The organism is Bradyrhizobium sp. BR2003 (genome assembly GCF_009720285.1).
In the GTDB taxonomy this organism is placed as follows: domain Bacteria; phylum Pseudomonadota; class Alphaproteobacteria; order Rhizobiales; family Xanthobacteraceae; genus Bradyrhizobium; species Bradyrhizobium elkanii.
Genome location: NZ_SMYJ01000025.1, coordinates 46,080 through 63,512 on the forward strand (window position 1 = coordinate 46,080; position 17,433 = coordinate 63,512).

Sequence of the window (17,433 nt, forward strand, 5' to 3'; positions counted from 1 at the left end):
CGGACCAGAATGAGCGCTTTCGAAATCCTCTTGTCATTGATCGCAGCGGTTCTGGCTGCGTCGATCTCGGCTGTCCTGATCCAGGCGACGCGGCCGCTGCTGCTGCGTGTGGCACTGGCGAAGCCGAATGCGCGCTCGTCGCACCGTATTCCAACGCCGCAGGGTGCCGGCATCGCGGTCACGGCGGCGACGCTGCTGGCGGGCGGGATCGTCATCGTCCTGGCCGGATCGCAGGACCTGACGATTCCCTTCATCGTCTTCGCGGCCTGCCTGTTCATCGCGGTGGTGGGCTTTGCCGACGACATCCGCTCGCTGCCCGTCGTCCCGCGGCTGCTGATGCAGGCCGCCGCCGTTGCGGCCGTGGTGTTTTCCGCGCCTGATGGTCTCAGGCTGGTTCCAGCCGGCCCGCTCTGGCTCGAACGCGGCCTGCTGCTGATCGCCGGCCTCTGGTTCGTGAACCTCGTCAACTTCATGGACGGGCTCGACCTGATGACCGCGGCCGAGGCCGTGCCGATCACCGTGGCGATCGCCCTGCTCGGTAGCTTCGGCCATGTCCCCGCAGCTCCCGCGCTGGTCGCGGCAGCGCTGTGCGGCGCGCTGCTCGGCTTCGCGCCCTTCAACCGACCGGTCGCAAGGATATTCCTCGGCGATGTCGGCAGCCTGCCGATCGGCTTGCTGCTCGGCTGGTGCCTGCTCGAGCTCGCCCTGCATCGGCAATTCGCCGCCGCGCTGCTGTTGCCGCTGTACTATCTGACGGACGCGACGGTCACGCTGTTTCGCCGCATGGCGCGGCGCGAGCCTTTCTGGGCCGCGCATCGCTCGCACTTCTACCAGCGCGCGACCGACAACGGGTTCACGGTGTGGCGCGTCGTCGGCGAGGTGTTTGCGCTCAACGCGGTGCTGGCGCTGCTCGCATTCGCCTCGGTCGCCCTCAATTCGCTCACCGCGGACATCGCGCTGCTGCTGGCCGGCGCGCTCGCCGTCGCCTGGCAGCTGCGGCGGTTCTCGCGACCGCTCTGATCGCCTCAGCTATCCGTTTGACGCAGCGCGCGCCGCAGCCCCTCGTCGAGGCTGATCGGCTGCTGCCATCCGGTGCCCGCGATCTTGGAGAGATCAAGCTCGAGCGAGGCGAACAGGCTGTCATAAGCTTCCTTGCGGCCGCTGATCCCGAGCGCCATCTTCAGGAGCGGCGCCGGCAGCCAGAACAGACGCGGCGCGGTGTCCGCCGCCCGGGCCAGGCGCTCGACGAATTCCCGCGTCGAGACCTGCTCGCGGTCAGCCACCAGGAACACGTCGAAATCGTTTCCCGGGTGCGACAACCGGTGCAAGATGAACGACGCGAGGTTTTCCGCCGACACGAACGCGCGGCGATTCTTCACATAAGCGAGCGGTAGCGGCATGCGATTGATCACGGCACGCCTGAGCAACGCGAAATTTCCCTTGGCGCCGGCGCCGTAGATCAGCGGCGGCCTGATGACGGTCACCCTCATGCCGCTGCCCGGCACAATTTCCTTCAAGCCAACCTCGGCGGCCGCCTTCGAGTTTCCGTAGAGGCCGCGCGGTGTCAGGACATCGTCCTCGCGAAACGGAGGACGCCCGTAATTGCTGCGCCCATGCACCAGGATCGTGCTGACGAAAATGAAATCGCGCACGCCGGCGGCGGCCGCGGAACGTGCCAGATGCAGCGTGCCCTCGATATTGACGTTGCGGTAGAGCTCTATCGCCTGCTCGTCGGACTGCTGGTGGACGCGGGCCGCAAGATGAACAACGGCGTCCACGCCATCGAGCGCGGCGCCCCAATTGGTGACCGGACTGAGCGAGTCGATCGTCACGTCGTTCGCATCCTGCGGCGCCGTTCGCACCGCGCGTCGTACCACCCAGCCGTTGCGCGCCAATACGGGCACGACGTGGCGGCCGACGAAGCCGCTGGCACCCGTCACCAGAACCGTCCGGCGACCATCATTCATACCATCCGCTCCACATCGCGATTGGATAGCAGCTCCTGGACCAGCGCAGCATAGCTCGCGAGCGCCCGCTCGGGACTGAAGGTCCGCGCGGTCGCGACGGCGCGCTCGGCCATCGCGGCGTCCTGCGATCGCGACGCCAGGCGGATGGCGTCGGCCAGTTGATCGGGCCTTCCCGGCGTGACGACCCAGCCCAGCCGGTTTTCGCTGACGGTGAGCGCGGCCTCTGCCTCGGGCTCGGAGACGAGAATGACGGGGCGACCGGCCGCGAGCAGATTATAGAACCGGCTCGGCACCGACACGCCGGCGACGTCCTTGCGATAGGGAATGAGCCAGACGTCTGCGCTGGAGAGCAGCGCATCCAGCTCGCTGTCCGCGACGCGGTCGACCAGCGTGACGTTGGCAAGCCGGGCGGTGGCCTGCAGTTCCTTGAGCCGCGCGAAGCCGATGCCCCATCCCGAGAGCAGGAAGTGGATCTCGCTTTCGTCACGCAGCAGCCGCGCGGCCTCGAACACGATGTCCGGATCATGGGTGAAGCCGAGATTGCCTGACAGCCCGACGACGAAGCGGGCGGCGATGGCCTTGCGAAACGGATTGTCGGGGCTCACGGGACGGTTGCCGGGCGCGAGCGTGGCCCAGTTCGGGATGAACCTGATCTTGTCCTGAGTCATTCCGCCAAATCGCAGCAGCAGCTTCTCGGCGTCGCGGCCGATCACGATGACAGCGTTCAGGGCCCGGAACATCAGCGCATTGATCGCGCGCATCGCCCGCGCGACCAGCGAGGACGACCGCAGCAGCCCGGCCATCACGAGCACGTCGGGAAACAGGTCGTGCAGGATCAGCGCCGACTTGGCCCCCTTCAACCTTGCCGCGGCGGCAACCGCATAGGGCAGCGCGAAGGGAGCGGTCACCGTCAGCGCCACGTCGCCCCGCTTCAGCCGCGACAACAGCGCAAAAAAGATCCGGCCGGTGAACAGCGCCTCGGCCAGCGCGCGCTTGATCAGCGCCGCCTTTCCAGGCAGCCAGTTCCTGATCTCGACGACGGCGGGCCGCCCGGGCGCCGGCGCCCGCGCCGAGCCCGGCATCCCCGAGACCACCATCACCTCCGCCTCCTGCGCGATCCGTTCGGCGATCGCAGACATGATCGCGGCGGTCGTGCTGTGGTCCGGCGGATAGTGCTGGCTGACGACCACGACTTTTCGAGAACTACGCATCAATGGCTTTCGAAACGGTCCTGTCTCGGCGTCCGCAGAACGGCGCGGTCAGGCGGCATTCGATCCGAACTCGGGCACGGCGTCCTGAAGGACGGCGCGGATGGTCACACGGTCATCTCTCTCGATCGCATCCTCCAGCGCCGCAAGCCACTTGCGCAGCGTCGACATCGGAGGCTGGTTCGGCTTGGCCGCCATGACGCCGGCGACGCCGATCTCAAGCGTCGGTTCCTGGCTTGCGAACAGGATCTCGTTCAGCCGCTCGCCGGGACGGATGCCGCTGAACACGATCTCGACGTCGACGCCGGGTTGCAGGCCCGACAGACGGATCATCCGCTCGGCGAGATCGACGATCTTCACCGGTTGGCCCATGTTCAGCACATAGACCGAGACGTCGGGCCTCGCAGGCGTCATGGCGTGCGTCGCCGCCGTGATCACGAGATCGCAGGCCTCGCGGATCGTCATGAAATAGCGAACCATGTCCGGATGGGTCACCGTGATCGGTCCGCCGCTCTCGATCTGCGCCTTGAATTTCGGCACCACCGATCCATTGGACGCCAGCACGTTGCCGAACCGCACCGAGATCAGCCGCATGTGCGGCCTGCCCTTTGCCTCGGTCATCAGGTCATGGTCCAGCGCCTGACAATACATCTCGGCGAACCGCTTGGTCAGGCCCAGCATCGACACCGGCTCGATCGCCTTGTCGGTCGAGATCATCACCATCGCGCTCGCGCCCGCGGCATGCGCGGCGTCGGCCACGTTCACCGACCCGAAGATGTTGGTCTTGACCCCTTCGCTCCAGTCGCGCTCCAGGATCGGTACATGCTTGAGCGCCGCGGCATGGAACACGATGTCGGGCTTGAACTCGCTCATCAGCCGCGTGATGCGCTCGCGATCCCGGATATCGGCGATCCGGCCCTCGATCTCGGGGCCGGAGTCGCGCGCGGCCAGCGCCTCGGTGACCGCATAGAGCGCCGGCTCCGAGTTCTCCACGACCAGGAGGCGCGCCGCGCCGAAAGTCGCGACCCGTTCGCAGATTTCGGCGCCGATCGAGCCGCCGCCGCCGGTCACGATGACCGACTTGCCCCGCACCAGCGTCTCGAGCCGCGCGTAGTCGATCTTCTGGCTCGGGCGCAGCAGCAGGTCCTCGACGGCGACGTTGGTCAGTCGCGGCGCGTCGCCGCCCTCCAGCGACGGCAGGCGACTGACCATCACGCCGAGCCGCCGGGCGCGCATCAGCACGCTTTCCGGATGCGCTTCGGGTTCGAAGGCCGACGGTGTCATGACCACGCGCTTGATCGGCCGCTGGCGGGTCTCGAAATCCCGAATCACGGCCTCGATGTCGTCGACGCCGCCGACCACGGGAATGTTGCGGATCATCTGGCCGCGGTCCGCGTCCGACGGCGAGAGCACGCCGACCGGCCAGAGCCGCTTGATCGCGCCATTCTCGATGCCGCGCAGCACGACTTCGGCATCGGCCGTACGTCCGACCAGCAGCGCCGGCGCGGCATTGTCGGATCGGGCATGCAGGCGCGTGCGCGAATAACGGAAATAGCGGTAGCCGAGACGCAACGCGCTCAGCGCGAACACCTCGAGGAAGAAGAACAGGATGATCGTGACCCGGCCGAGGAACACCGGGCTTTGCGAATTCGTTCCGGTGAAGAAGTAGACGTAGTCCAGCACGACCAGTGCCAGGGTCAGCACGGCTGCAACCCGCAGGATATTCACCGCGTCCGGCAGCGAGGTGAAGCGCCATTTCGCCGTGGTCAGATTGGAGAAATAGCTGACGAAAACGCTGAACAGCACGAACCAGGGCAGAATCAGCAGCAGATGCGGCAATCGATCGGTGAGGAGACTGCCCTCGAAACGCAGATAGAAGCTCGCCAGCAACGCAAACGTCGTCGCGAGCGCGTCATGCACCAAAATCAGGAAATTGCGCAGGGTGAGTTGTGAAAGACGCGTCATCTAACGGACGGGTTGCCGGCAACTGGGAGTTCGCGATGAGACATTGGCAGGCTGATAGCGTATCTGCACAGCCCTTGCCAGCGATCACGGACGAGCAGGCGGCTCGGGTTCCATACCGGCCCCCAATTGCCCCTTCAACGCCATGCCGCCCGCAACTCCGACGCCCAGCACATACATCCAGCCCTCATGAAAGTCGAAGATGTGTGAATTAAACAACGAACTAGAAATATTCTGTACCACGACGAGAAGCCCGATCCAGTTGACGAGACCGTCGCCGCGGAACAGCAAAAGGTGCAGGAGCCACATCGCGTACAGTATCGCTACACCCACAATGCCCCACTGCACGGCGACGTTCAACGTTTGATTGTGGGGGTTTCCGATCACTTCGCCGGAGGCCTGGGTCACACCGCCCTTCGCGACGCGCTCGAACAGGCCCCGCGTCGCGCCGGTGCCATGGCCGATCACCGGAGCCTCGGAGAAGAAGCCGAGCGACTTGCGCCAGAATTCGAGCCGCAAGCCGAGCGAGGTCGGCTCGTTGCGCTCCATGTAGAGCTTGTAGTCGCGCTCGAACGACTCCGCCGTCGAGCGCAATTGGGGCGAGCCGTACCACGCCACCACGGCTAACGCGGCGGCCGCGCAAAGGATCAGGACGATGCTGCGCCAACGCAGATGGAGCAGCGCAAACACCGCGAACATGATCGGAACCGTCACCAATGCAGTGCGCGACACCACCACCATCGCCATGTTGGCGAACAGGCTGAGCGCAATCGCGATCAGCAAAATGGCCGGCAGGATGCGCTTGGCCCGTAGCAGCATCACGATCGGATAGGCCAGCGCGACCGCGCACAACGTGAATTCCTGGCTCTGGTCGATGTAGTTCTTGACGAAGACTCCCTGCTCGCCAGGCGCGGGCGCCCTCAGCGCGAGGTGCGGATAGGCAAGCACCAGCCAGGACATCAGCATCAGCAGCGTGCAGGAGACGAGGAAAGCGACGAACACCCAGGTCCCGCGGGCCGAGCGCTGGAAATGATAGAGCAGGACCGGAAGCACGAGCAGTTTTGCGGTCGGCCCGACCGCGTAGAATCGCGCGCCCCAGGCCGCGTCCGACCAGAGCGTGCCGACAAGCGCGAGGCAAAACAACGCGACCGGCGCCAGGCAGATCGGCCGCTTCAGCAGCGCCCAGAACGCCTTCAGATCGACGGTCGGCGCAATCGCGATCAGCAGCACCACGCCGAAGATGCCGACCAGCGAGGTCGACCACGGCAGCGACAGCGCGATCAGGACCGCGACCACATCGGTCGCGGTCTGCCAGCGCGCCGGATCGCGCCAGGCCGGACATGCCGCGGCGCCTGCCGGGGATGCCATGCTTGCGCTCACGCTTTGCCCTCACGGGCCCGCGCAACCAGCGACGTCGTGCTGTGGCCGGCCAGGATCTCGACCAGCACCACCTCGCCGCCGGCCGCTTCGACGATCTCGTGGCCGACCACCTGCTCGCGGGTATAGTCGCCGCCCTTGACCAGCACGCTCGGCCGCACCTGCGTGATCAGATTGATCGGCGTGTCCTCCTCGAAGATCGCGACGAGGTCGACGGCTTCCAGCGCCGCCAGCACCTCGGCGCGGGCGCGCTCGTTCTGCACCGGACGTCCCTCGCCCTTCAGCCGCTTCACCGAGGGGTCGCTGTTCAGCCCGACGACCAGGCGGTCACAGGCGCCGCGCGCGGCGGTCAGCACCTTGACGTGGCCGGGATGCAGGATGTCGAAGCAGCCATTGGTGAAGCCGATGCGCAGATCCTGCCGGCGCCACTCCGCAAGGTGTGCATCGATGTCGCCGCCCGCCGGGACGATCTTCTCCTCGGCCGCCAGCGAAGCGTGCGGCAGGATCCTTCGGCGCAATTCGGCGGACTTGACGATCGCGGTGCCGGTCTTGCCGACCGCAACCGCCGCCGCCGCGCTCGCGATCCGCAGCGCGCCTTCCCAATCGGCCCCACCCGCCAGCGCCAGCGCCAGCGCCGCGGCAACGGTATCGCCGGCGCCGGAAACGTCGCGCACCTTGACCGGCAGCGCCGGCACATGGATCGAGTCGCCGTCCCGCGTCACCAGCGTCATGCCGCGCTCGCCCTGTGTCACCAGCATCGCCTCGCAATCCGCGAGATACATCGCATCGGGCGCGGCCTGCGCGATGCTGTCCTGGCTGTCGGCGCGGCTGCGGGTCGCCTCGGCGAATTCCTTGCGGTTCGGCGTCAGCACGGTCGCGCCGCGATAGATCGCGAGATTTGCGCTCTTGGGGTCGACGATGACGCGCTTTTGCGCCTGGCGCGCCGCGTCGATCACGTTGCGGATCACGCGCGCGGTGAGCACGCCCTTGGCGTAGTCCGACAGCAGCACGATGTCGGCCCGCGCAAGACGTGGCAGGATCGCATCGATCAGCTGCTGCTCGATGGCCGGCGCGGCCGGCGCGGCGAGCTCCCAGTCGGAACGCAGCATGTGGGTCGAGAATTGCTCGGAGACGAAGCGCACCTTGCGCGTGGTCGGACGCGCGGCGTCGCGCACCAGCACGGTCTCGATAGCGGCCTCCTTCGCCAGCGCCTCTGATAGCACCGTGCCGGCGGCGTCCTCGCCGATCAGGCCGACGAAGATGCAGCGCCCGCCAAGGGCGGCGATGTTGCGCGCGACGTTGCCGGCGCCGCCGATATTGGTCTCGCTGCGCCTGACCGCGATCACCGGCGCCGGCGCCTCAGGCGAGATTCGCGACACCTCGCCATAGACGAACTCGTCGAGCATGAGGTCGCCGACGCAGAGTACGGTCTGGCCGGACATTGCACGCGAGATCGCTTCAAAATCGAACATCAGTCACCGTCATCCGCACTAGCGATAGCGATCCGCGCGATCGAGAAAGCCCGTCACATAGGCCCCGACTGCGTCTTCCAGGCGGGTGAAACCGCCATTGTACCCGGCGCGCCCGAGACGATCGACGACGCTCTGGGTGAAGTACTGGTAGCTGCCGCGAATCTGCTCGGGCATGTCGACATACTGGATGTTCGGCTCCAGCCCGAGCGCGCCATAGGCCGAGACGATCAGGTCCTTGAAGCTGCGCGCCTTGCCGGTACCGACATTGAACAGCCCGGAGACCCGCGGCGTCGCGATCAGCCACATCATCACCCGCACGACGTCGTCGACATAGATGAAGTCGCGGCGCTGATCGCCGTCGGCGATGCCCTCGCGATGCGACTTGAACAGCTGCACGACGCGGCCCGCCTTGATGTCGTCGAAGCGGCGCGCCAGCACGCTCATCATCGCGCCCTTGTGGTATTCGTTGGGGCCGAACACGTTGAAGAATTTCAGCCCGGCCCATTGCGGCGGCAGACGCTCGCCCTTCGCAACGCGCTCGGCGACCGCAAGATCGAACAGGTGCTTGCTCCAGCCGTACAGGTTCATCGGCCGCAACCGCTTCAGCGCCTCGACCGACGCGTCGTCGTCAAACCCCCGTTCGCCGTCGCCATAGGTCGCGGCCGAGGAGGCATAGATGAACGGCGTGGCATTTGCCGTGCACCAGTCGAGCAGCCGCATCGAGAGGCGGAAATTGGTCTCGATCACGAGATCGCCGTCGGTTGCCGTGGTCTCGGAGATGGCGCCGAGATGGATCACGGCGGTGAGCCGCCGCCCGTTCAGCCAGTCGCCCAGCTCGGCCGGCGGAACGAGATCGGCAAGCTGGCGCTTGGCCAGGTTCCGCCACTTGCCGTCCTGCCCAAGCACGTCACAGACCGCGACATCGCTGCGCCCGGCGTCGTTCAACGCGGCCACGACGTTCGATCCGATAAAACCGGCGCCCCCGGTTACCAGAAACATGATGAAATCCCGCCAGATTCCTTTGCAGCCGTCAGCTTTGCCCCACTCCCGCGTCGCAGGCAACGACGGCTTTACCTCTCATCGCGAACCGGTTACCGACTTGGCCGCGCCCGATCGGCCTTGGCCTACTTAGAAATGAATACTGATTCAATATCTGATATCGAAACGCAGGACACCGAGGATACCAGACCTATCCTCGTCGTGCCCTATGTTTGGATCGGCGATTTCGTGCGCGGCCACACCGTGGTCAGGGTGCTCCGCAAGCGCTGGCCGAACCGGCCGATCGACCTGCTGACATCCAGGCTTTGCGCCCCTTTGGTCGATTATATGCCCGATGTTCGCGCCGGGATCGTGTTCGACCTGCCGCGCAGCCGGCTGGCACTGGCCCAGCAGCAGGCCCTCGCGGCCGAGCTTCGCAGCCGGAACTACGCCACCGCGCTGGTGCTGCCCCGGACCTGGAAGGCCGCCCTCGCGCCGGCGCTGGCGGGCATCCCGGAACGGGTCGGCTTCTTTGGCGAGGTGCGGTTCGGCCTCATCAACGCAATGCGATGGGGCGAAAAGCGGCAGCCGCGCTTCATCGACAAGAACGCGATCCTGGCGCTGCCTGACGGCGCTGTCCGCCCGCCGGAATGGCCGGTGCCGCAGCTCCGGGTTCCCGCGGATGACATCGAACGCTGGCGGCAGGCCAACGGCCTCGACCGCCGGCCCGCCATCGCGCTCGGACCCGGCTCGGTCGGCGCCTCGAAACGCTGGACCTATTATCCGGAGGCCGCGCGGCTGTTCGCCGACCATGGTTTCGACGTCTGGGTCGTGGGCGGTCCCGGCGAGAAGGCGCTGGCGCAGGAGATTTCGGCTGTCGGCGGCCCGCGGGTCCGCGACCTCACCGGCACCGATCTGCGTAACGGCATCCTTGCGATGGCCGCGGCCAGCGTCGCCGTGACCAACGACTCCGGGCTGATGCACATCGCCGCCGCAATCGGCACGCCGACCATGGGCATCTTCGGCCCGACCGATCCTTATCTCTGGGCGCCCCTCAACGGCCTCGCCGCGACGGTGCTGCAGACCAAAAGCAAGTTGGCTTGCCAGCCGTGCCAGCGCACGGTCTGCACCATGAACGACCATCGCTGCATGCGCGACATCGCAGCCGAAGAGGTCGTGGAGATTGCGCAGCGCGTGCTGGCTCAGGTCAGCGCGCGATAGACCCTGGCGATCGCGCCCGCTTCCGCATCGAGGCTGAACTTATCCACAACTCGTTGCCGCGCCCGCGCGCCTATCGCCGCGGCCGCTGCCGGATCGCGCATCAAGGGCTCGAGCGCGGCCACCAGAGCGTCGGCGTCGCCGGGCGGCGTCAGCACGCCGGTGACGCCGTCCTCGACCACGAACTCGGCCGCGCCGGCGCGCGCCGCCACCAGCGCCGCGCCCGCCGACATCGCCTCGATCAGGGTCAGGCCGAAACCTTCATTGCGCGAGGTGAAGGCGTAGATCGTCAGCCGCTGGTACCAGCGCACGACATCCTCGATCGGCAGTTCGCCCGTGATGATGATGCGCGATTGCAGGCCGGCGGCCTCGATCTTCCGCTTCAGCTCGTTGGCAAAGGCGAGTTGCTCCGGCACCACGGCGCCGACCATGACGGCGGTGAAATCGGGATAGCGCGGCAGCAGCCTGCACATCGCCTCGACAAAGACGTCGCTGCCCTTCTGCGCGCGCACCCGCCCGAAGCAGCCGATCGCATAGCGTCCCGGCAGTCCGCTCTCGGCGAAGGCTGCCGCGCGATCGGCGGGCGGCGCATAACGATCGGTGTCGACGCCGTGCATGACCACTGTCGCATCGCGCTTCAGATAGGAGGCCGACAGCGGGCTGGTAGCGATGATCGCATCCATGTTGCGGATCAGCCAGCGCGTCAGCCAGGTGTGATGGCGCTGCGCCGCCGAGGTGAAGATCAGTTTCAGCGGCCAGCCGAGCGCGCGCAGCACGAGCCCGACGATCATCTCGTCGTTGCGCCGCGCGTGCCAGATCAGCGGCGATGCGCGCCGCCACAGGCGCAGGAGATCGGCAAATCCGATCGCGTCGATGCCGTCGGGCCGATGCGAGCCGAGCCAGCCTGCGCGAAACATCTTTGCGAGCTTCGGCGCGACCATGCGGTTGGTCGCGGTGACACCCGAATAGCGTCGGTGCAGATTGGGCACGATGAGCTCGAGCTCGCCGGCAGGTGTGTTCTCGATCGGCACGCAAGTCTCCGTTTCGTGCCAGTTCCTATACGCAACATTAAGCATAGTGGCCAGTTCGGCCGCGGCGAAACCCCCTCTTCACCGCACTCCCGCTAGCATCGTCAGTTAAAGAATATCGGGAGAGCTCTATCCATGACCGTGCTCGTGACCGGCGGCGCCGGCTATATCGGAAGTCACATGGTTCATGCGCTGGTCGATGCCGGCGAGAGCGTCGTCGTGATCGACAACCTTTCCACGGGCTTCTCCGCGTTCCTGCCCGAAGGCGTGCCGCTGTTCATCGGCGATGCCGGCGACGACAACCTCGTCGAGGGCGTGATCGCCCAGCACGGCATCGACAGCATCATCCATTTCGCCGGCTCCGTCGTGGTGCCGGACTCGATGCGCGATCCGCTCGGCTACTACCGCAACAACACCATGACGACGCGCAGCCTGCTCAACGCCGCGGTCAAGGGCGGCGTCAGCCGCTTCATCTTCTCCTCGACCGCGGCCGTCTACGGCAACCCGGACCAGGTGCCGGTGCCGGAGATCGCACCGACCCGTCCGCTGTCGCCCTACGGCTCGTCGAAGCTGATGACCGAGATCATGCTGCACGACGTCGCGTCCGCTCATGGCATGAGCTACGTCGTGCTGCGCTACTTCAACGTCGCCGGCGCCGACCCGAAGGGCCGCGTCGGCCTTGCCACCATCGGCGCCACCCATCTGCTCAAGATCGCGGTCGAGGCAGCGACCGGCCAGCGCGCCAAGATCGACGTGTTCGGCACCGACTATCCGACCCAGGACGGCAGCTGCATCAGGGATTTCATCCATGTCAGCGACCTCGTCGAGGCGCATCGCGCGGCGCTGTCCTATCTGCGCGCCGGCGGGCAATCGGTGACGATGAATTGCGGCTATGGCCGCGGCTATTCCGTGCTCGAAACCATCGAGGCGGTGCGCCGGGTCTCGATGCGCAATTTCGCAGTCGCCTACGCCGCGCGCCGGCCCGGCGACATCATGACCATGGTGGCCGACACGACCAGGATCCGCTCGCTGCTCGACTGGACGCCGCGCTTCGACGATCTCGAGACCATCGCGAGCCACGCACTGGCCTGGGAGGAGAAGCTGTTCCGGGAGCGCGCCGGCTCCGCGCGACAGGCGGAATCGGCCTAAAAAACAAACCGTTATCAAGCAGTTATTGTGCTTGAAAAAGCCCCGCCAAGCGGGCAAGGAGGTCCCGCAACCCTGACGGCCGGCGCTGCCCGCCGTCAATGGAACGCGGATGGCCCAGTTTCCAAAGAAAATTACCGACGATCCCTATGGCGCGGCGATCCTGATTCGCCGCCTGGTCATGGAACAAGGGATTACCTATTGGCGGCGCTATCTGACGGCGTTCGCCCTGATGGCCGTTGCGGCCGGCTCGACGGCCGGCGCCACCTACGTGCTCGGCCAGGTGATCAACCAGGCCTATGTCGACAAGAACATCCCCGGCATCGCCATGTTCGCCGGGATCACGGTGGTGCTGCTGTTCATCAAGGGCGTGGCGACCTACGGCCACATGGTGATCCTGAACAAGATTTCCAACGCCATCCTCGCCAGCAACCAGCGGCAGCTCTTCGCCAAGCTGATGAGCGAGAGCATCGGCTTCTTCTCGCAGCGGCACTCGTCGGAATTCCTGGCGCGGCTGACCGCCGGCGCCAAGTCGATCACCGACGTACTCAACATGCTGGTCAACGCGATCGGCCGCGACTTCCTGATGCTGATCAGCATGGTCGCCGTCATGGTCTGGCAGGACCCGCTGATGTCGTTCATCGGGCTTGTGGCGGTGCCGCCGGCGATGCTGATGCTGCGCAAGCTGGTGAAGCGGATCAAGGGGCTCGCCTACAACCAGTTCACCGGCACCGCCGACATCATGGAGACGATGCAGGAATCGCTGCAGGGCATCCGCACCGTGAAGGCGTTCACGCTGGAAGGCACCATGCAGCAGCGGATCGACGAGCACATCGCAACCGTCGAGAGCAATGCCAACAAGATGGCACGCGTCGCCAACCGCTCCAATCCGCTGATGGAGATGCTCGGCGGCTTCGCGGTCGCCGGCTGCCTGATGTATGGCGGCTACAGCGTGGTGGCGCTCGGTTCCACGCCGGGCCAGTTCTTCACGTTCCTGACCGCCTTCCTGATGGCGACCGAGCCGGCCAAGCGGCTGGCGCGGCTCAACATCGACCTCAACAGCCAGCTGGTCGGCGCACGGATGCTGCTCGAGGTGGTCGACAGCCCGGCGAGCGAACAGACCGATGACGACAAGCCGGCGCTGAAACTCTCCGACGCGCGGATAGAACTGCGCGACGTCAGCTTCGCCTATCGGCCGGGCGAGCCGGTGCTGAACCGCATGAGCTTCGTCGCCGAGCCCGGCAAGGTGACCGCGCTGGTCGGCCCCTCCGGCGGCGGCAAATCGACCGTGCTGGCCTTGCTGCTGCGCTTCTACGAGACGCGCGAGGGCGACATCCTGATCGACGGACAACCGATCTCGTCGGTGTCGCGCAAGTCGCTGCGGCAGCAGACCGCCTATGTCGGACAGGACGTCTATCTGTTCCGCGATACCATTCGTGCCAACATCGCCTTCGGCAAGCAGGGCGCTAGCGAGCAAGAGATCGTCGACGCCGCCAAGGCCGCCTGCGCGCACGACTTCATCATGAGCTTCCCGCTCGGCTATGACACGCCGGTCGGCGAGCACGGCACCCAGCTGTCCGGCGGGCAGCGCCAGCGCATCGCGGTCGCCCGCGCCTTGATCAAGAACGCGCCGATCATCCTGCTCGACGAGGCCACCGCCGCGCTCGACTCGGAATCCGAGAAGCAGGTGCAGGAAGCGATCGAGCATCTCTGCCAGGGCCGCACCACGATCGTGATCGCGCACCGCCTGCACACCATCATGCATGCCGATGCGATCCTGGTGGTCGAGGGCGGCGAGATCGTCGAGCGCGGACGGCACGAGGAGCTGCTGCGCCGTGGCGGCCGCTACGCCTCGTTCTTCCGCCTGCAGCACCACCACGACCCGTCGCCGCTGGCGCTGGCGCCGATCAGCGCCACCGGCTAGACCACTCGAATTCACCTCAAGAGCAGCGAGACCCCGCATGAACGCCGCCTCCACCGTCATTCCGCTTCCCCCGCAGCCCTCGCTTCCCGTCGTCGGCGAATCCGGTACCTATCCGGTCCGCCGCATCTGGTGCGTTGGCCGCAACTATCTCGAGCATATCAGGGAGATGGGCAATGACGAGCGCGCGCCGCCGTTCTTCTTCGGCAAGCATGCCGACATGCTGGTGCCCGATGGCGCGACCATCCCCTATCCGCCGCTGACCAAGGACCTGCATCACGAGGTCGAGCTGGTGGTGGCGATGAAGAGCGGCGGGCTGAACATTCCCGCCGACAAGGCGCTCGAGCATGTCTACGGCTATGCCGTCGGCATCGACCTGACCCGCCGCGACCTGCAGATCGCCTCGCGCAAGAAGGAGCGGCCCTGGGAGATCGGCAAGTCGTTCGACTATTCCGCGCCCTGCTCGGCGATCCAGCCGGCCGCGAAGATCGGCCACCCGACCGCGGGCAAGATCTGGCTCACCGTCAACGGCAAGGAAGCGCAGAAGGGCGACCTCACCGAGCTGATCTGGAACGTGCCTGAAATCATCTGGCAGCTCTCGCAGCAGGTGAAGCTCGCCGCCGGCGACATCATCATGACCGGCACGCCCGCCGGCGTCTCGCAGCTGCAGGCGGGCGACAAGCTCGAATGCGGCGTCGACGGCGTCGGCAAGCTGGCGGTGACGATCGGCAAGCCGGAATAACCGCCTCAGGAACGAGGCCAGGCCCAAAGCCCCGGACCTCAGGTCCGGGGCTTTTTGCTGTGCGCTGTCAGCGCATCGTGCCGGGCATGCAGGGAGGCTCGGTGAAGGGAGCGGTCGCGAACGATCCGACCTTCGGCGCGCGCACGCAATCGTTGGACTTGCTGCTGACCGGCGTTGTCGTCATCGCAGCATGGGCGCGCCGCACCGCAGCGTTGTTGCCGGCGGCGGACGCCTGGGCCGAACAGGCGGCCGCCGCAACCAGCGCAAGCGCCGCGAGGGTCAATTTGGTCATGGGATTTCTCCGTACGGTGGCTGAAGCCGACCTAGCTCGGCTCCTGTGATCAAGGACCGCGGGCGCCAGGTAATTATTTCATCACGCGCGATCACCGCGCCGCGAGCGCCTGATCACATCAGATGGAGCGGGAGCTTACTGCCTTTCGGCAGCCTGCGGCGTGTCCGGGCCGAAATGCGTCTTCTCGTATTCGAGCCACAGCTCGAGCAGCGCCATGAACGCCACCACCGCGCCCGCGGCGATGGCAAAATGCATCGCGCGGGTATGTGTGAAGCCGAGCAGCCAGGGTGAGACGATCAGCCAGCACCCGACGACCAGGTTGATCCATTCTTCCCAGATCGAGAACGCGACGATCGCCGCCAGCGACATGATCGCGATCGCAGCGCCGCAGATCCTGAGATCGATCGCCGCGGTCGGATTGGCCTGCACGAACAGCCATGGCGCGGCGAGCAGGAAGATCGCTGCGACGAGGTTATAGAGATCGAGCGCCGATTCCTTTCGCCATTTCATCATCTGCTGCTCCCTTGCTGTCTCAGGCCCGGCGTTCATGCGCGCCGGCCGCATTGATGTCCTTGCCGGTGAAGTCGGTCATCAGCGCGGTTGCGACCAGCGTGATGACGGCGCAGAGCGCGATGTAGACCGCGATCGCGATCCACGAATGATAGGTGCCGAACAGCCACGCCGCGATCAGCGGCGCCGGACCGCCGGCGATGACGGACGCCAGCTGATAGCCGAGCGAGGCGCCGCTGTAGCGCAAGCGCCCGGTAAAGCTTTCGGCGATCAGCGCGGCCTGCGGCCCGTACTGCATATCGTGTGGAATGAGCGAGAGAACGATCGCGAGGAAGATGATCGACGCCGATCCCGTATTGAGCATCGCGAAATAGATGAAGCCGAAGATGCCGGTCACCAACGCGCCGATCATGTACATGTTCTTGCGGCCGATCTGGTCCGAAAGGTGACCGAACACCGGGATCGAGACGAACGACAGCACCGAGGCCGCGAGCACCGCAGTGAGCAGGAAATCGCGCGAGACGTGCAGCGTGCCGGTGCCGTAGGAAAACACGAAGGCGGTGAAGATGTAGAACGGCGCCTGCTCGGACATCCGCGCGAAGGCAGACAGCAGGATCTCCTTCGGATGATCGCGGATCACCGTCAGCATCGGCGTGCGGTCGAGCTGACGCTCGGCGAGCAGCCGGGTGAAGACAGGCGTTTCCAGGATGCCGAGCCGGATGTAGAGGCCGACGCCGACCAGTACGATGCTGAGCGCGAACGGAACGCGCCAGCCCCACGCCAGGAACTGGTCGCCCGACATCTGGCTGAACGCTAGCACGGCGAGATTGGCGAGGAACAGCCCGCAGGGCACGCCGAATTGCGGCCATGACGCGATCAGGCCGCGGGAGCGATCGTTGCGCGCCCATTCCATCGACATCAGCACCGAGCCGCCCCATTCGCCGCCAACGCCGACGCCCTGGATGAAGCGCAGCACGGTCAGGATCACCGCGCCCCAGATGCCGATGCTGGAATAGGTCGGCACCAATGCGACCGCCGCGGTCGCCAGTCCCATCAACAGCAGCGTCGCGATCAGCGTCGACTTGCGGCCGATGCGGTCGCCATAGTGCCCGAAGATCGCAGCCCCGATCGGCCGCGCGACGAAGCCGACGGCATAGATGGCGAAGGCCTCGAGCGTGCCGACCCAGGGATCGGAATGCGGAAAGAACAGTTTCGCGAAAACCAGGCCGGTGACGGTGCTGTAGAGAAAGAAGTCGTACCACTCGATCGCGGTCCCGACCGTGGAGGCGATCACTGCGCGGCGCATCTGGAGCTGATGCTCGGATGACGTGAGCTGGTTGGCGTCGAGGCCAGGGGTTGGACGAAGCGTTGGGCCAAATCTTGCCATGGGGGTGTCTCCCTCGCAGGCCCCCGGACGGATATTGACGGTGGTTCGTTTGAGTACGAACGATAACACGCCCCGGAAAGTTCCACCGGAACGGACCGTCGAGGCTTGAACTTTAGTCGGCCACGGCGAGCGACAATCGCAACCGTCCGGTCCGCCGAAGGCGTCGTCCGTCTCCCGCACCGAGTGTCGAACCATGCCTCCCACATGGCTGCCGGATGCACCCGG

Annotated in this window: 15 protein-coding genes; 5 read left to right on the forward strand and 10 right to left on the reverse strand. The window is 66.1% G+C overall.

The window, feature by feature from the left end:
- Positions 1-9: 9 nt before the first annotated feature.
- A complete protein-coding gene (locus E2I15_RS17795) occupies positions 10-1,020 on the forward strand; it encodes an MraY family glycosyltransferase (RefSeq protein ID WP_137480193.1) in 1,011 nt (336 codons plus the stop codon).
- A 5-nt stretch (positions 1,021-1,025) separates the two neighbouring features.
- Here the strand turns inward: E2I15_RS17795 and E2I15_RS17800 are convergent, their stop codons facing one another.
- The 6 genes from E2I15_RS17800 to rfaD all read right to left on the reverse strand — a co-directional run bounded on the left by E2I15_RS17800 (position 1,026) and on the right by rfaD (position 8,985).
- Entirely contained in the window at positions 1,026-1,967 is a 942-nt protein-coding gene (locus E2I15_RS17800) for an NAD-dependent epimerase/dehydratase family protein (protein WP_137480195.1), read from the reverse strand.
- Positions 1,964-3,178, reverse strand: coding sequence for a glycosyltransferase family 4 protein (locus E2I15_RS17805; protein ID WP_137480197.1), 1,215 nt, complete (start codon positions 3,176-3,178; stop codon positions 1,964-1,966). The genes E2I15_RS17800 and E2I15_RS17805 overlap by 4 nt, the downstream gene beginning before the upstream one ends.
- 48 nt (positions 3,179-3,226) lie before the next feature.
- A complete protein-coding gene (locus E2I15_RS17810) occupies positions 3,227-5,140 on the reverse strand; it encodes a nucleoside-diphosphate sugar epimerase/dehydratase (protein ID WP_137480199.1) in 1,914 nt (637 codons plus the stop codon).
- An 84-nt stretch (positions 5,141-5,224) separates the two neighbouring features.
- Entirely contained in the window at positions 5,225-6,505 is a 1,281-nt protein-coding gene (locus tag E2I15_RS17815) for an O-antigen ligase family protein (protein WP_137480201.1), read from the reverse strand.
- 8 nt (positions 6,506-6,513) lie between these two features.
- Positions 6,514-7,986 (reverse strand): D-glycero-beta-D-manno-heptose-7-phosphate kinase, encoded by a 1,473-nt coding sequence (gene rfaE1 / locus E2I15_RS17820; protein WP_137480202.1) that lies wholly within the window; start codon positions 7,984-7,986, stop codon positions 6,514-6,516.
- A gap of 18 nt (positions 7,987-8,004) precedes the next feature.
- Entirely contained in the window at positions 8,005-8,985 is a 981-nt protein-coding gene (rfaD, locus tag E2I15_RS17825) for an ADP-glyceromanno-heptose 6-epimerase (RefSeq protein ID WP_137480204.1), read from the reverse strand.
- A gap of 135 nt (positions 8,986-9,120) precedes the next feature.
- Here rfaD and waaF point away from each other — a divergent pair, with 135 nt between their 5' ends.
- Positions 9,121-10,185, forward strand: a complete 1,065-nt coding sequence (gene waaF, locus E2I15_RS17830; RefSeq protein ID WP_137480206.1) for a lipopolysaccharide heptosyltransferase II — start codon at positions 9,121-9,123, stop codon at positions 10,183-10,185.
- Here waaF and E2I15_RS17835 read toward each other — a convergent pair.
- Positions 10,167-11,207, reverse strand: a complete 1,041-nt coding sequence (locus E2I15_RS17835) for a glycosyltransferase family 4 protein (RefSeq protein ID WP_137480286.1) — start codon at positions 11,205-11,207, stop codon at positions 10,167-10,169. The two genes, waaF and E2I15_RS17835, sit on opposite strands and share 19 nt — an antisense overlap.
- 138 nt (positions 11,208-11,345) lie before the next feature.
- Between E2I15_RS17835 and galE the strand changes: the two genes are divergently transcribed.
- The 3 genes from galE to E2I15_RS17850 all read left to right on the forward strand — a co-directional run bounded on the left by galE (position 11,346) and on the right by E2I15_RS17850 (position 15,019).
- Positions 11,346-12,359 (forward strand): UDP-glucose 4-epimerase GalE, encoded by a 1,014-nt coding sequence (galE, locus tag E2I15_RS17840; RefSeq protein WP_137480208.1) that lies wholly within the window; start codon positions 11,346-11,348, stop codon positions 12,357-12,359.
- A gap of 109 nt (positions 12,360-12,468) precedes the next feature.
- Positions 12,469-14,280 carry an ABC transporter ATP-binding protein gene (locus tag E2I15_RS17845; protein WP_137480210.1) on the forward strand — a complete coding sequence of 604 codons (1,812 nt, stop codon included), beginning with the start codon at positions 12,469-12,471 and terminating at the stop codon, positions 14,278-14,280.
- Between the two features lie 37 nt (positions 14,281-14,317).
- Positions 14,318-15,019: a fumarylacetoacetate hydrolase family protein gene (locus E2I15_RS17850; RefSeq protein ID WP_137480213.1), complete on the forward strand. Its 702-nt coding sequence runs from the start codon at positions 14,318-14,320 to the stop codon at positions 15,017-15,019.
- A 67-nt stretch (positions 15,020-15,086) separates the two neighbouring features.
- On the opposite strand, the gene E2I15_RS17855 is transcribed toward E2I15_RS17850, so the two are convergent.
- The 3 genes from E2I15_RS17855 to E2I15_RS17865 form a co-directional block, all read right to left on the reverse strand.
- Positions 15,087-15,311 (reverse strand): hypothetical protein, encoded by a 225-nt coding sequence (locus tag E2I15_RS17855; RefSeq protein ID WP_137480215.1) that lies wholly within the window; start codon positions 15,309-15,311, stop codon positions 15,087-15,089.
- 135 nt (positions 15,312-15,446) lie between these two features.
- Positions 15,447-15,824 carry an SPW repeat protein gene (locus E2I15_RS17860; protein WP_246668194.1) on the reverse strand — a complete coding sequence of 126 codons (378 nt, stop codon included), beginning with the start codon at positions 15,822-15,824 and terminating at the stop codon, positions 15,447-15,449.
- Between the two features lie 19 nt (positions 15,825-15,843).
- Positions 15,844-17,208, reverse strand: a complete 1,365-nt coding sequence (locus tag E2I15_RS17865; RefSeq protein ID WP_246668195.1) for an MFS transporter — start codon at positions 17,206-17,208, stop codon at positions 15,844-15,846.
- Positions 17,209-17,433 lie beyond the last annotated feature (225 nt).

Bases quoted from the DNA above. Each gene is read 5' to 3' on its own strand.
- E2I15_RS17855 (WP_137480215.1), bottom strand. From the start codon at position 15,311: ATGACCAAATTGACCCTCGCGGCGCTTGCGCTGGTTGCGGCGGCCGCC.
- E2I15_RS17860 (WP_246668194.1), bottom strand. From the start codon at position 15,824: ATGATGAAATGGCGAAAGGAATCGGCGCTCGATCTCTATAACCTCGTC.
- E2I15_RS17805 (WP_137480197.1), bottom strand. From the start codon at position 3,178: ATGCGTAGTTCTCGAAAAGTCGTGGTCGTCAGCCAGCACTATCCGCCG.
- E2I15_RS17815 (WP_137480201.1), bottom strand. From the start codon at position 6,505: ATGGCATCCCCGGCAGGCGCCGCGGCATGTCCGGCCTGGCGCGATCCG.
- E2I15_RS17850 (WP_137480213.1), top strand. From the start codon at position 14,318: ATGAACGCCGCCTCCACCGTCATTCCGCTTCCCCCGCAGCCCTCGCTT.
- rfaD (WP_137480204.1), bottom strand. From the start codon at position 8,985: ATGTTTCTGGTAACCGGGGGCGCCGGTTTTATCGGATCGAACGTCGTG.
- E2I15_RS17795 (WP_137480193.1), top strand. From the start codon at position 10: ATGAGCGCTTTCGAAATCCTCTTGTCATTGATCGCAGCGGTTCTGGCT.
- E2I15_RS17810 (WP_137480199.1), bottom strand. From the start codon at position 5,140: ATGACGCGTCTTTCACAACTCACCCTGCGCAATTTCCTGATTTTGGTG.
- rfaE1 (WP_137480202.1), bottom strand. From the start codon at position 7,986: ATGTTCGATTTTGAAGCGATCTCGCGTGCAATGTCCGGCCAGACCGTA.
- galE (WP_137480208.1), top strand. From the start codon at position 11,346: ATGACCGTGCTCGTGACCGGCGGCGCCGGCTATATCGGAAGTCACATG.
- waaF (WP_137480206.1), top strand. From the start codon at position 9,121: ATGAATACTGATTCAATATCTGATATCGAAACGCAGGACACCGAGGAT.
- E2I15_RS17865 (WP_246668195.1), bottom strand. From the start codon at position 17,208: ATGGCAAGATTTGGCCCAACGCTTCGTCCAACCCCTGGCCTCGACGCC.
- E2I15_RS17800 (WP_137480195.1), bottom strand. From the start codon at position 1,967: ATGAATGATGGTCGCCGGACGGTTCTGGTGACGGGTGCCAGCGGCTTC.
- E2I15_RS17845 (WP_137480210.1), top strand. From the start codon at position 12,469: ATGGCCCAGTTTCCAAAGAAAATTACCGACGATCCCTATGGCGCGGCG.